The organism is Clostridioides sp. ES-S-0123-01, from assembly GCF_020658415.1.
In the GTDB taxonomy this organism is placed as follows: Bacteria; Bacillota; Clostridia; order Peptostreptococcales; family Peptostreptococcaceae; genus Clostridioides.
This window is the reverse complement of record NZ_JACVWD010000001.1, coordinates 195,282-211,010: the sequence shown is the minus strand read 5'-3', so window position 1 is coordinate 211,010 and position 15,729 is coordinate 195,282. Positions and strand designations below refer to the sequence as shown.

Below are 15,729 nucleotides of genomic sequence, written 5' to 3'. Positions count from 1 at the left end.
TATATTTAATTTATTTAAGAATAATATTGTATTTATTAATAAAGACTATTCCACTTATGGCCTTCCATTCTATTCTTTATAGTCCCTCTTACACAAAGTCTCTCAGCTGTATCTTGAGCATCTTTTAATACTTTTTCTTCATCAGTTGTTAATATTTTTGAATCTTCCATTATTATATTTCCATCCACTATAACACTCTCTATATTTTTCATGCTAGAAGAATATACTAATGTAGACACTGGATTATGCATAGGTATTGCTTTTGGTGAAAGCATTGGATTAAATATTAGTAAATCTGCTTTTTTACCAATTTCTAGTGAACCTATCTCATCTTCCATTCCAATAGCTCTTGCTCCATCTATAGTCGCTAGTTCAAGAACTTTTTCTGCTGACATTGCTAATGGGTCACATTTATTAACTTTATGTTGAAGTGCTGTTAATTTCATAAGTTCAAGCATATCTTGAGAGTTATTGCTAGCAGCTCCATCTACGCCTAAACTAACTGTTATTCCTTTTTTAAGCATTTCTGGTACTGGTGCAACTCCTGAAGATAAATACATATTACTTGCTGTGTTGTGAGACACCTTCATGTCATATTTTTTAGTAAGTTCCATATCCTCTTCAGTTAAATATACACAATGTACCATAAGTACATTTGGTCCAAGTATTCCCAATTTCTTTAAAACATCTATGTCATATTGCCCATGCAATTCTTTTGCTGCTTCTCTATCAAAAGGAGTTTCTGATATATGTACTGTAAATAAAGCATCATCATATTCTTTTACTACTCTCCAAAGCATCTCAAGCATTTCTTGAGAATTTGACCATATTGCTGCTGGAGCTACTCCTATTTTGATTCTTCCATTCTCTGTATTGTGGTGTTTTTCAAACAATCTTCTTACATCTTTTTCAACCGTTTCTACATCTTGCATTATTCCAGGATGAACTCCAAATTGAGCACCTGTGTTCATACAACCTCTTCCAAGTATTCCTCTTATTCCTAATTCTTTATAAGCATCTATTATTCCATCACAAAGACCTTGTTTACTGTGAGGGTACATATAGTCAACCATTGTTGTTATACCACTTCTAAGACCTTCCACACAGCCAAGCATTGCAGCATCATAAGTGTCCTTTGGCTCTAAATAATTGGCTGCTGGAAATGTCATAGTTTCTAGCCAATCTTTAAGTACCATATCATCTCCTAATCCTTTTAATAAAGTTTGGAATAAATGATTATGTGTATTTATAAAACCTGGGAATAGGACTTTGCCCTTAGCATTTATTACCTTTTTAACATCAGTGTACTTACTTTCTATTTCTTTAGAATTCCCAATATCTGCAATCTTGTTATCTTTTACTACTAATGCCCCATCAAAAATAACTTCTCTCTCTTTGTTTACAGTTACTATTATGGCATTCTTAATAAGTATATCCATCATTCTTATTTCCCCCTGCATTATTTAGTAATTTTTCTTTTAATATATTGACCTGCTGGTTGCTCCATGATATTACAACTTTGTACTACATGCTTTCCTCTTAAAAAAACATCTTCAACTTTACATCTGACTTTAACTCCTTCATATGGAGTATAATCTACATTTTGTTTTTGATTCTTATAACTGATTATTTCTTCTTTATCTATATTTAAAATCACTATATCTGCATCACTTCCTACAGCTATTTCACCTTTTTTAGGATACATCCCAAATATTTTAGCAGCATTTGTGGAAGTAACTTCTACAAATTTATTTACACTTATTCTATTTTCCAAAACCCCATATGTATATAAAAGAGATAATCTATGTTCAACACCTGGTGCTCCATTTGGTATTTTACTAAAATTATCAATTCCTAAATCTTTTTGACCTTTAAAATTAAATGAACAATGGTCTGTACCTACGGTCTGAATATCGCCCTCAGACAAACCTTTCCAAAGAAAATCTATATCTTCTTTTTTTCTAAGTGGAGGAGACATTACATATTTAGCTGCCTCAAATTCATCCTTATTATATAAACTATCTTCTAATAATAGATATTGCGGACATGTTTCTACTATCATATCTACATTTTTTTGTCTAGCTATCTTTATACTTTCTAGTGACTCTTTACAACTTAGGTGAACTACATATGATTTTGAGTTTGACAATTCAGTTATATCAGCAAGTCTTGAAACAGCCTCTTTCTCAACTATGTTTGGTCTTGTAAGTGGATGATATTTAGGTTCTAAATCTCCATTTTGTAAATGTTCTTCTATTAATGCATCCAATAAATCTCCATTCTCACAATGAAATTCAACTATACAACCTAGGCTTTTAGCTTCCTTTAGTACTTTGTATATTGTTCCATCATCTACTTTCATACCTTCATATGCCATATACATTTTAAAGGATACTATTCCATCTGAAATAAGCTTTTCCATGTGCGTAAATGTATCTTTATCTAAGCATGTGATTGTCATGTGAAATCCATAATCACAATAACAATTTCCACTTGCTTTTTTATGATATGTTTCTACACCTTGTATTAGATTTTCTCCTTCACTTGATTCTGCAAAGTCTAGTATAGTGGTAGTTCCTCCAGCTATAGCCGCTCTTGTTCCTGTTTTAAAATTATCAGCAGTAGTTATAGAGCCTGCATTCATATCAAAGTGAGTATGTGTATCTATACCTCCAGGAATTATAAGTCTCCCTGTAGCATCAATTACTTTATCATTATTTATTTCTAAATCATTTCCTATTTCAGTTATCTTTTCATCTTCTATTCTTAAATCACTTATATAAGTTTTATCAGAGGTAATTATAGTTCCACCTCTTAGTATTGTTCCCATATATACCTCCTAACTTTTAAGCTCTAGTAGATTCTTTTAGAATTTTAATTTTATATTGTTTACATAAATTTATGTTTGCCAAAGGTGCTAAATTTAGCACCTCTAGACTATATTTAAATAATTTATTGTGAACTAAATATTATTTTCCATATACAGATTTTAATATTCCATAGTAACCTTCTGTTCCTATAAATAATTGTTCTTGTTCTATGTACTCATCTATTGTATGAGCAAGATTTTCTTTAGAAGGACCAAATCCTATTGTTTTTATTCCAGCTTCACCTGCATAGTGACTTCCATTTGTACAGAATGAATATTGAGTTATTTCTGAATCTATTCCAGCTTCTTTTAATCCCTTATATGCTGCTTGAACAAATTCATCATCTTCATCATATAACCAACCTGGGAAGAATCTTTCACTTTCTATAGTATTTCCTGTATAACAGTCAGCTTTTTCAGATGCATAAGAAACTTTTGCATTTAATTCTGAGTCTTCTTTCATCATTTCATCTAATAATGCTTGTATTGGAGCTAATACTCCTTCTCTTGTTTCTCCAACTAATAATCTTCTATCAAAAGTAGCTTTACAATAATCTGGCACCACTGATGCACCTGGATATGGAGAAGATTTTATATCTGTTAAAACTAATATTCCATCACCTAAAACTGGATGAGTTGGAGGTACTAATTGTTGTATTCTTTGAATTACATTAGCCATTTTATAAACTGCATTTACACCTTTTTCTGGGTTAGCAGAGTGAGCTGGTTTACCAAAAGTTTCTACAACTATTTCTCCTCTACCTCTTTGACCAATCTTTAAGTTTAGTTCTGAAGATTCTCCGATTACAACATAATCAGGTTTAACAGCTTTACTTATTTCTCTAGCTGAAACTCCTTCAAATATTTCTTCATGAACAACTCCTGCTACATATAATTCACCAGCAAAGTCTTTATTAGTATCTTTAGCAAAATACGCTACAGCAGACATCATTGCAGTATACTGACCTTTCATATCAGAAGTTCCTCTACCATATATCTTTCCATCTACTATTTTTCCTTCAAAAGGAGGAACACTCCATTTACTTGCATCTGGAACTGGAACTGTATCTATATGACCATCAAATAATATTTTTTTACCTGGTCTATTTCCCTTTATGCATCCTACTATATTTCCATATCTATCTCTTGACCAGCTATCAAAGCCTAATTTTTCAAAAGATTCTTCTATTGCTTTTACAACCCCTTCTTCATTTCCAGAAGAACTAGGATTTTGGATTAGTTTTTGACATATCTCAGTTACTTCTTGTTTTCTTTGTTCGTTTAGCATTTCGTTATCCCCCTAGATTTTATAAATGTATATTTTAATTTAAGCCTTTATAATTTATATAATTTCTAAATTTTAGAACTTATAATCTTTTTAATATGTAAATGATTATTTGATAAAGATAATATTTTAATAATTATCTATATGCTTGGATACTCTCCATCCCAAACTATACTTCTGTATTTATCAGGGTCAGTATCTCCTTCTGTACTTATTAAAAGTACTCTTGAATTTTCATCTAACTTTAAATCTCTTCTTAAGTCAGCTAAATCTTCTCTTTCCATAGCTGCTATTAAAAGACCAGTTGTAACCGCTCCAGACTCTCCAGAGATTACTTTTTCATCACCATTTAAAGGATTCCCCAATGTTCTCATACCTTTAGCAGAAACCCAGTCTGGTGCTGAAACGAATGCTGCTGCATGATTTTTTAATACTTCAAATCCTATAGTATTTGGTTCTCCACAAGCAAGACCTGCCATTATAGTTGGCATATCTCCACCTACAAATCTTGGTTTTCCATCTCCTGCTTCTGCTGATTTATAGTAACAATCTGCCTCATCAGCTTCTACTACTACTGTTATTGGGCATTCATCATATATTGAAGCAACATATCCTTGAACTGCACCAGCAAGCGAACCAACTCCTGCTTGCACAAATACATGTGTTGGTCTATCTACTCCATATTCTTTTAATTGTTCTATAGCTTCTTGAGCCATAGTTCCATATCCTTGCATTATCCATGCTGGTATTTCTTCATATCCATCCCATGCTGTATCTTGAACCATTACTCCATGGTCATCAGCTTCTGCATAATCATTAGCTAATCTTACTGCATCATCATAATTTAAGTCTGTTATACTAGCATCTGCACCTTCTCCCTTGATTTTATTTAATCTAAATTCAGAAGAACCTTTTGGCATTAATACAACAGATTTTTGACCTAATTTATTAGCTGTCCAAGCAACTCCTCTACCATGATTTCCATCTGTAGCTGTAAAGAAAGTTATTTCTCCTAATTTTTCTTTTATTTCATCTGAAGTTAATTTTTCATATCCTAACTCTGATATATCTGTATCTAATCTTTGAGCTAAGTATTTACCCATAGAGTAAGAACCACCCAAAACTTTAAATGCATTTAATCCAAATCTGTAAGATTCATCCTTAACATATACTCCTGCAACACCTAATTTTTTTGCTAAACCTTCTAGGTTTGCTAATGGAGTTTCTTTATATTGAGGAAAGCTTTTATGGAAGTTTCTAACCTTAGTTATTTCTTCTTCATTTAAAAATTTGATACAATTTTCTTTATCGCCCTTTGGCAGATTGTTTACTTTCCATTTAATTTCTTTTAGCATCTAAAATACCTCCAAATTATTGTTAAATTTTTATACTCTATATATTAGCAATTAACATGCCAACACTTAATATATATCAAATATTTTTCTGTGGCTATTTAGCATAGAATTTGCAATACTTTCAACTTTTTTTACTTTTATCTATTATGTTATCTAATGTATATAGAATTTGATAATAAAAAAACCTTTTTCATCTTCTCACTTTTTAATTCTCATTTTTAAAATTTAAAAATTAATACTTAAAACGTATTCCTTATGTATTTTTTGACATATAAATCTATAAAATATTTAATAAAAGACATAAAATAGTGATGTAATATTTTATTACATCACTATTTTTTATTGAGAGAATAGTAAAAATTCAACTCGTATGTATATAAGTTTGTAACTGTATCAACTTAGTTTTCAGTTATGGAATTTTGTGATAAAGTGTGAAACAAACAAAACTACTTTTGGCATTCACATAAATAATCGCAGATTTGTAATTATCATCTGTCAGATTAAAGTAAAATGCTATATTTCCTTTTCCCTTAGAGTGTCAACTTTATATCTCACATATCCATATGTCTTTATTTTTTTTGAAGAAGTAATTGCTTTTTAATGGTCTCTAAGAGGTGATTTTTCATCTTTTTTAACATCTAATTCTTCTTTTACAAGATTCCATTTTTCAAGACCAAACTTAGAAACCATAACTGCTTCTGCAGCACCTTTTCCAAGTCTTTTTACTGTGTCCATACCTGTTTCGTCTTCTTGAGCCCCTTTTGCTTTTCCATCTTTACTCCATATTGTACCGCCTATATAGCATCCTCCTAATCCTCCAGATACTAACATTTCATGCATTAAGAAGAAATTTATTATAGGAAGTTTTGTTAATTCTTGACCACCATATCTAGTTCCACCAGTAGTTATAGCTGCTCCAACTTTATTTTGAAGTTTTCCTGGATGAACTAAATACATAGGACGAAGTCTATTAAATACTGCTGTAAGTTGAGCAGTTATATTCATATCATACACTGGAGAACCCACTATAATTCCATCTGCTTCTAATATTTTTTGCTCTAATTCTTGTATGTCATCTTTTATGATACACATAGTCTCTTTTCTTATACATGCATCACAATGCACACAAGGACTTATTTTTTTCCCTCTAACTGACCAATACTCAGTCTCTATACCAGGTATAGTTTCAGCTTCTTTCAAAGCTTCTAATACTGCATATTCTGTTGCTCCTTTACGTGGACTTCCACAAATACCTAATATCTTTGCCATAACAATATCTCCTCATCAAATAAATCTATTTTTATTACTTTCTATAACTTTAATAAAGTTTCATTTTAAGTTTAAGTATTATTATTTTAATTTTATTGGCAATGAATGTATCTCTACATTAGTTGCATCATATACTGCATTTGCTACAGCAGGTGCAACTGGTACAACTGCACATTCACCAATACTCTTGCCACCAAAAGGTCCAGCTTTTTCATAACTATTTACAAATGCAACTTGACACTTTGGCATATCGACAGTTCTAAATAATTTATAATTTTTAAAATCAGTAGCTTTAGGTCTTCCTTGCTCATCAAAGGCTAGCTCTTCACTTAACGCATAACCTAACCCCATATGAATTCCGCCTTCTAATTGACCTTCTAAATTTAGAGGATTTATAACTCTACCAACATCATGTACAGCTACAAAATCAACTACTTTTACATCTTTAGTTTCTTTATCTACTAAAACTTCAGCAAAATGTACACCATAAGAAGTAATACCTGCTGGAGAAGAGTAATCTTCAACAACTGTCAATTCTCTCAAAGACTTACTTTGACTATATACTGCAACATCAGATAATGATGCTTTAATATTTTCATCAAGTTTACTGATTACATATCCATTCTCTAGATATAGCTCTTCTTTTGAAATTTCGAGTAATTTTTCTGCTTCTTCCAGTATTAAAGTCTTTAATTTTTCTGCTGTCTTTTTAGCTCCTCCACCTTCTACAAATACACCTCTACTTGCATAATCTCCAAGATTAAATGTACATGCATCAGTATCAGTTTCAAAAGTATCAACTTTATCAGGAGTTATTCCCAAAACTTCAGCTACCATCATTGTTTGCATAGTTACAACACCATTACCCATATCATGTGCTCCCGTAAGTAGTGTTAGTGTACCATCTTCGTTTAATTTAAGAGTCAATGTGACAACATCTCTATGTGCACCAAAAACTCCATTACCATGTGCACCTATTGCCATACCTATACCTCTTAAATAATTTCCTTCTTCTTTTGGAAGAGCTTTCTTCTCATCCCATTTAAACATTTTTTTACCTTGTTCAATACAATCAAGAACTCTAGGATTGCCAAGAGAACCGTGGAAGATTATATCAACATCATCTGGCTCTACAGCATTCTTATTTTGAAAATCTACTAAATCCATACCTATTTTCTTAGCTATTTTTGCAAATTGAGCTTGTTGAGCCATAAATATTTGAGGTGAACCATAACCTCTCATGGCACCTGCTATTGGTGTATTTGTATATACTGGTATTCCAGTAAATTTTATATTTGGTATTTTATAGACTTTAAACACTTTATGGCTAAGTGCTCCTATAACATTTAAAGCACTTGATGCATATGCACCTGTATTTGTGTATATTTTTATCTCCTGTGCTATTACTTCTCCATCTTTATTTACACCAGTTTTTAGTTTTACAAAAGACCCATGACGAGTTCTTGTTGATATCATAGACTCTTTTCTTGTAAGAACCATTTTGACTGGTCTTCTCGTCATTTTTGACAATGCTGCTGCTACTGGCTCAATTGTCATTTCTAATTTCCCACCAAATGAACCTCCAATAGCAGGTCTTATAACTCTTATCTTATTTAATGACATCCCAAAAATTTGAGATAATATTATTCTAAAACCAAATGTATTTTGGCAAGGTGTATGTACAATCAATTTATCATTATAATCATAATGTGCAATTACGCTGTGAGTTTCTATTGCACTATGATGTATAGCAGGAGTAGAGTATTCGTCTTCAAAGATGTAGTCACATTCTTTAAAACCTTTTTCTACATCTCCACCATTTATATTATTTTGAGAAACCATGTTTGAATCTCCGTGTATACATATAGCATCTTCTTTTATTGCATCTTGTATAGTAAATATAGCTGGTAATTCTTCATATTCTACTTTTATAAGTTTTACAGCTTTTTCTGCTATTTCTGGTGTTTCTGCTGCAACTGCTGCTACACGGTCACCTACAAATCTAACTGTATCTGAAAAAATAACTTCATTTTCAGGTATATTATGTTCATAAAATCGTAAAGAACCATTATATTTTCTCTGTGATGTATTGAGATGTGTAGCTATGGCTCTAACTCCAACGATTTTCTCGGCTTCACTTGTATCTATACTTTTTATTTTTGCATGTGCTACTGGGCTTAAAAGCATTTTAGCATGAAGTGCATTTTGCGGTTTCATGTCTGCTACATACTTCATTTGACCAGTAACTTTTAAAGCTGCATCTTTTAGAGGGTATGATTTTCCTATGACTTTTTCCATAACTATCTACCTCCTAATCTAGCTGCAGATAATTTTACAGCTTCTATAATTTTTATATATCCTGTGCATCTGCAGAGATTTTCTTTAAAAGCCTCTCTAATCTCATCTTCACTAGGAGATGAATTTCTATTTAAAAGAGCTTGTGTAGTTATAATCATGCCAGGAGTGCAATATCCACATTGTACAGCTCCAACTTCTATAAAAGCTTCTTGTATTGGATGAAGATTTTCTCCATTAGCAAAACTTTCTATAGTGTATATAACTTTATCTTCACAGTTCCTTGCAAGAAGTTTACAAGATTTTATATCTACTCCATCTATCAAAACTTTACATGCTCCACAACTGCCACTATTACAACCTTGTTTCGCTCCAGTTAGATTTAATTTTTCACGAAGTACATGCAAAAGAGTTTCATTCTTTTCAACTTCTACTTCATACATGTAATCATTAATATTTAATTTTATTTTTTCCATTTTCTCCTCCTACAGATAAACTAATGTTGTAATAGAATATTATTACAAGTTTGTTTTTATACTAGTATAAGCTATTCCACTTATGCCCTTCCATTCTATTAGTTACATTAGCTCTCTTACATAATTCTTCTGCTGCATGTTGAGCATTCAATAAGACTTGTTCTTCACTTTCAATTGTAGTAACTCTACCATTTTCAAGTATTATATTTCCATCAACTAAGACACTTTCTACATTGTGCATACTAGCTGAGTATACCAAAGTTGATACAGGATTGTGAAGAGGTATTGATTTTGGAGAAAGCATTGAGTTAAATATTACTAAATCAGCTTTTTTTCCAACCTCTAAAGAACCTATTTCATCTTCCATTCTAAGAGTTCTTGCTCCCTCAATTGTAGCCATTTCAAGGACTTTTTCTGCAGAAATTGCAAGAGGGTCACAATTGTTTACCTTATGTTGTAAAGCTGTTAATTTCATAAGTTCTACCATATCTTGTGCATTGTTACTTGCTGCACCATCAAGACCTAAGCTTACATTTATACCCTTCTTTAACATTTCTGGAACAGGTGCAACACCAGAAGCAAGATACATATTACTTGCAACATTATGAGAAACTTTTATATCATACTTTTTAAGCATTTCCATGTCCTCATCAGTTATACATACACAATGCACTGCTACAACCTCTGGACCTACTATTCCCCATTTTTCAAGTAATTTTATATCTATTTCCCCATGTATATCTTTTGTTGCTGTTCTTGCAAATTCAGTTTCAGAAATATGAACTGTGAAGTATGAATCATACTCTTTGACTATATTCCAAAGCATTTTACCCATTTCTTCAGATATAGCCCACATTGAAGAAGGTGCTACACAAATTTTTATTCTTCCATTTTCTGAATTATGATATTTTTCAAATACTCTTCTCAAATCCTTTTCAACCGTTTCCACGTCTTCTATAAGCTCTTTATGAATACCTAAATCTATACAGCCCCTACCAACTACTCCTCTTATACCTAAATCTTTATATGCTTTTACTATTCCATCTGTAAGTCCTGGTCTATTATGTGTATGCATATAATCAACCATTGTAGTTATACCACTTTTTAAACCTTCCATACATCCAAGCATTGCAGCATCATAGGTATCTTGTTCTGTCAAGAACTTTGCTGATGGAAACATCATTGTGTTTAACCATTCATGAAGTGCCATGTCGTCTCCTAGACCTTTTAATAATACTTGGAATAGATGATTATGAGTGTTTATAAATCCAGGGAATATCACTTTTCCTTTAGCATCTATAACCTTTTTAACATCAGTATACTTCACCTCAACATCATCTGTATTTCCTATATCTAAGATTCTGTCACCTTGAATAGCTATTGCTCCATCAAATATAACTTCTCTATTTTTATTAACTGTAACAACTATTGCATTTTTTATTAGTATATCAATCATCTTAAATCCCCCTTTTAATACTTTCATTACAACATTTTATCACATAGCTTTCTCATATCATATCTAATACATTTATCCAATATTTTCCTCAAGATTTGAAGTAACGTTTTCAGCTTTCTTACTTCCTTTTAGTTTAAATAGTGTTTGAAGTAATATAGCTATTATTGCTCCAGAAACTATACTTGAGCCTCCTAGGACAGTTCCAATTGTTGCTGGAAATTGGTCTAAAACTTGTGGAGCAGTTGTAAGACCCATGCTTGTTGCTATAGATACTCCTGCTATAAGATTATTTTCTTCAGTAAAACCATCCATACTCATAATAGAAAAACCAGACATTGCTATTGATGAAAATACTACTAAAGTTGCTCCACCAACAACACAAGATGGTATAGTTGTCATTATTGCTCCTAATGCTGGAGATATTCCTGCTAGCAATAATACAAGTGCTCCTAATGCTATTACAAATCTACTTGTAACTTTATTCATAGATACAATTACTGTGTTTTGGCTGAATACTCCAGTTGGAAGAGCTGCAAATAGTGATGAAATTATAGAAGTTACAGAGTTTCCTAAAACAACTGATGATAACTCTTCATCAGTTACCTCTCTGTCCATTGCACCTATTGTTGCTATTGTACACGCACCCATCATATCAGCTATACCTATTATGTAAATAATAGTAAACATTACTATTAACTCTGGTCTAAATTCCAATCCAAAAGCTGCTGGTGTTGGCAAAGATACTATAGCTGCACCTTTAACTGCAGAAAAATCAACTAATCCTAAAACTAAAGATATAGCATATCCTACTAATATTCCAATTAATATTGAAGAGTTTTTAACTAAGCCTTTACCATACTTATTTATCATTATTATTACAAAAGCAACTATAACTCCTACTATAAAATTTATTGGACTTCCAAATGTTTGTGCACCTTCTCCTCCTGCTAAATTCTTTATAGCTGTTGCAAATAATCCAAGTCCCATACATGCTATTATAGTTCCAGAAACTATAGAAGTGAATATATGTCTAATTTTCTTAACTGCAAATCCTACAAAGAATACGATTACCCCAGCAGCAATTTGTGCTCCAAATAGAGCTGCTAAACCGTCTTTAGCTGCTACAGAAAGACAGGCCCCTAAAAATACATAACTCATTCCCATCATTACAGGTAATCTTGAACCTAATTTAAATCCTTTAAATAAAGGTATTGGATATAATTGTAAAAACGTTGCCAAACCTGCTGCTAACATAGAGCCTTGAATCAACATCGTCGCTTGCCCCTGGTTAAGTCCTACCACGTTTGCTATTAATATTGCAGGCACCATATTTCCTACTATCATTGCTAACAAATGTTGTAAAGCTAAAGGTACCGATTCCTTTAGTGGTGGTATCCCATCCACATCATATTTTGAAGTATTACGTGTTTTCATAAAATAAATCCTCCCATACATAAATATCTTGACTAAATATTTTATAATTATTTTCTATAAATATTTTTATGACCATGAATTTATTGCTCAACCGATAACCACAGCTAAACTGAGCTATTTTTATAAAAATTTAACAAACGTGCAAATATACCCTCCCCGATTTTCTTTTTGACTAAACATTAAATGTCTGATGTATACTCTTTATTAAATTTCTTATTAAAATGAATAGCTATCTGAAGTAATCTAACAATCTCATAATAAAATAATTTAAACAACCCTTTTAAATTATCATTTTTTAATTAGCCTTTTCCATAACAGCTCTTTCTTTAGCTTCATCTTCTAGACTTTTATTTGGTATTATTAGATTTAAAACAAATGCAACCAATGTCGCAATTACTATTGGAGATTCTCCAAATACTAACTTTACAAATGGAGGAAATGCTTCCTGTGCTGCCGGAACTGATGTTATTCCCATACCTAAAGCTATTGCCAAACCTACAATAGTAATATTCCTTGATGACAATTCTTCTGTAATAATTAACTTTATACCTGTCATTGTTATCATACTGAATATAGATATTGTAGCCCCTCCTAAAACAGAATATGGTATAGTTGTCATCAATGCACCAAACTTAGGTACAAACCCCGATAATAACATAAATATACCAGCTATTCCAAGTACAAATCTGCTTATTACTTTGTTCATAGCTACCATACCTACATTTTGACTATATGATGATGGTGGTAAACCTCCAAACAAAGCACCTATCATAGTACAAATTCCACTTCCTATTACTCCACTTGACAGTTCTTTATCTGTTATATTTCTATCCATACCTCCCATTGTAGTAGCTGACAAATCTCCAATTGCTTGAACAGCATTGATTATACTTACAATTACTACAGAGATTACTACTGGTATATCAAATTTAAGTCCAAATTCAAGTGGCTTAGGTATAGCAAACCAAGTTGCCTCTCTAATAGGGTCAAAATTTATTATGCCCAAAACTAAAGATACACAATATCCAACTATAATTCCCAAAAATATTGCTGCCAATTTTGCATAACCTTTTGCAAATTGACTAAGACCTATAACTACCACTAGTGTTATAGCTGCTACTGCCCAATTTTGTATAGAGCCATAAGTAGGGCTATTTACACCACCTGCCATATAATTTATTGCTATAGGATATAAAGATAATCCAATTGTAAAAACTACTGTTCCTGCAACTATATTAGGGAAAAATTTTCTTATCTTTTTTATAAATATTCCTATTAATACTGTAGCCACTCCCCCTATTAATTGTGCTCCCAATATGCTCGCTAGTCCATAACTTCCTCCAACTGCTACGAGTGTTGGCACATAAGTAAAACCGACTCCAAAAATTATAGGCAATCTTGAACCAATATTTACTATTGGATATAGTTGTATAAGTGTCGATATTCCAGCTATTATTAATGCATATTGCACTAAAAGTGTTATTTGTGTGGCACTAGCACCAACAGCTCCTCCCACAACTATAGGTACTGTGACAGTTCCAACTATCATTGCTAGTATATGCTGCATTGATAGTGGTAAACACTTTAAAATTGGTGGCCTTCCATCAATATCAAACATAGATACACTTTTTTGATATTTACTCAAGGTTATCACTCCCAACTATTTTTTAATGACAGTTATTATTCAACATCCTTTCTTTTTTATTTTGTCATCTTGATTTAATATGAAGCAATTATAATGCCAATATTTTAACAAAATTGTTTTACATATATAATTTTTATTATATTTGTTAGTATTTAATAATTTGATAAAGCATTTCTTTTTTTAAATTCTTTCAAATTTTTTTTATTTTTGGATAATAAAATCTTATTACAAAAAAAATCACTTAGAAAATAGTTTTTCAAGTGATTTTTATCAATTTTATAATTTCAAATTTTAGAATTGAGAATTAAAAGAATAATTACTATACATCTATCTTTCTATACAATGTTGCTAGCGATATTCCAAGCTTTTTAGCAGCTAACTTTTTAGATTTAGTATCATTTCCATAAAACTTTAATACCTTTTTTATATATGCTCTCTCAAATTCTTCAAGGGTAAGTATATCTTGTTCCATATTTATTTCATAGTCACTTTCCTCAAGTAATTTTATATTTATTTTGTTTAACTTAAAATATTCAATTATCTTTCTATTTATTATACCTTTATGTATTATCCCATCTTCTTCAAGAAGATTTAAAGCCAATTCTATAGTGTTTTCTAATTCTCTTATATTTCCTGGCCACGGATATTTAAGCAGCATATGTTCTACATCTGGCTCTATATGGTATACATTTTTCTTCATCTTCCTTGAATATTTATCTATAAAATTATTTATTAATATTTGTATATCATCTCCTCTATCTCTAAGAGGAGGTACTTCTAGAGGTATTACATTTAATCTATAATATAAGTCTTCTCTAAATTTATTTTCTTTAACCAACTCAAATAAATCTCTATTAGTAGCTGATATAATTCTAACATCTATATCAATTAGTTCATTTGAACCTATTCTTGTAAACTTCTTTTCCTGTAACACTCTCAAAAGCTTTGATTGTAATTGAATTGGCATATCCCCTATCTCATCTAGAAATACAACTCCTCCATTAGCTAATTCAAATTTACCAATTTTGCCTTTTGAATCTGCCCCACTAAAAGCTCCTTTTGTATACCCAAAAAGTTCACTTTCTAGCAAGGGCTCTGGTATAGCAGCACAGTTTATAGCAACGAATGTTTTATTCCCTCTGTTTCCTGCGAGATGAATGGCTCTTGCTATTAACTCTTTTCCAGTGCCACTTTCTCCAGTTATCGCTACAGTAGAATCACTATTTCCAATTTTACAAATTCTATTTTTAAGAGCAAGCATTACATCAGACTCCCCAATTATAGAGTCTACTGTTGTTGTTCCCCAAATATTGTATACTTCCATTCCACCATACATTACTGAATCACTGTGTTTATCCATAAAATATCAACTCCAAATAAGTATTATATATAATCATCATTTAAATTATCTATTTAATTATATCATAACAGAAAAGCTTAGTTATAATTTTACAATAATATTTTAATTTTCAAATGAAGCTTAAGAAAAAATATACCTACTTAAATTTCAATTTAGCAGGTATACTTTCTTTATTTTGCAAGCATTCTATGCTAAATAAGCAATTATAGTGCCATGTTTAACATCTAAAATAGTTTACAAAAATTTTCATTTATTATTTTTTTATAGTTCTTATATGCTATAAAA

Annotated in this window: 11 protein-coding genes; all 11 read right to left on the bottom strand. The window is 31.3% G+C overall.

What is annotated here, in order from left to right; genetic code table 11:
• Positions 1-35 precede the first annotated feature (35 nt).
• Positions 36-1,442 carry an amidohydrolase family protein gene (locus tag IC175_RS00880; RefSeq protein WP_227434961.1) on the bottom strand — a complete coding sequence of 469 codons (1,407 nt, stop codon included), beginning with the start codon at positions 1,440-1,442 and terminating at the stop codon, positions 36-38.
• Between the two features lie 17 nt (positions 1,443-1,459).
• The gene (gene hydA / locus IC175_RS00875; RefSeq protein WP_227850996.1) at positions 1,460-2,830 is read right to left on the bottom strand and encodes a dihydropyrimidinase; all 1,371 of its coding nucleotides are present in this window, start codon (positions 2,828-2,830) and stop codon (positions 1,460-1,462) included.
• Between the two features lie 139 nt (positions 2,831-2,969).
• A complete protein-coding gene (locus IC175_RS00870; RefSeq protein WP_227482575.1) occupies positions 2,970-4,157 on the bottom strand; it encodes a YgeY family selenium metabolism-linked hydrolase in 1,188 nt (395 codons plus the stop codon).
• A gap of 137 nt (positions 4,158-4,294) precedes the next feature.
• On the bottom strand, positions 4,295-5,509 hold the full coding sequence (gene dpaL / locus IC175_RS00865) for a diaminopropionate ammonia-lyase (protein ID WP_227434734.1): 1,215 nt from the start codon (positions 5,507-5,509) through the stop codon (positions 4,295-4,297).
• Between the two features lie 597 nt (positions 5,510-6,106).
• Positions 6,107-6,778, bottom strand: coding sequence for a flavodoxin family protein (locus tag IC175_RS00860; protein ID WP_227434735.1), 672 nt, complete (start codon positions 6,776-6,778; stop codon positions 6,107-6,109).
• Between the two features lie 81 nt (positions 6,779-6,859).
• Entirely contained in the window at positions 6,860-9,076 is a 2,217-nt protein-coding gene (locus tag IC175_RS00855) for a xanthine dehydrogenase family protein molybdopterin-binding subunit (protein ID WP_227823993.1), read from the bottom strand.
• Between the two features lie 2 nt (positions 9,077-9,078).
• Entirely contained in the window at positions 9,079-9,549 is a 471-nt protein-coding gene (locus IC175_RS00850) for a (2Fe-2S)-binding protein (protein ID WP_227434737.1), read from the bottom strand.
• 61 nt (positions 9,550-9,610) lie between these two features.
• On the bottom strand, positions 9,611-11,005 hold the full coding sequence (locus IC175_RS00845) for an amidohydrolase family protein (RefSeq protein WP_227434738.1): 1,395 nt from the start codon (positions 11,003-11,005) through the stop codon (positions 9,611-9,613).
• 72 nt (positions 11,006-11,077) lie between these two features.
• Positions 11,078-12,439, bottom strand: coding sequence for a uracil-xanthine permease family protein (locus IC175_RS00840; RefSeq protein WP_227434739.1), 1,362 nt, complete (start codon positions 12,437-12,439; stop codon positions 11,078-11,080).
• A gap of 295 nt (positions 12,440-12,734) precedes the next feature.
• On the bottom strand, positions 12,735-14,057 hold the full coding sequence (locus IC175_RS00835; protein ID WP_227851114.1) for a nucleobase:cation symporter-2 family protein: 1,323 nt from the start codon (positions 14,055-14,057) through the stop codon (positions 12,735-12,737).
• A 346-nt stretch (positions 14,058-14,403) separates the two neighbouring features.
• Positions 14,404-15,444 (bottom strand): sigma-54 interaction domain-containing protein, encoded by a 1,041-nt coding sequence (locus IC175_RS00830; protein ID WP_227434740.1) that lies wholly within the window; start codon positions 15,442-15,444, stop codon positions 14,404-14,406.
• Positions 15,445-15,729 lie beyond the last annotated feature (285 nt).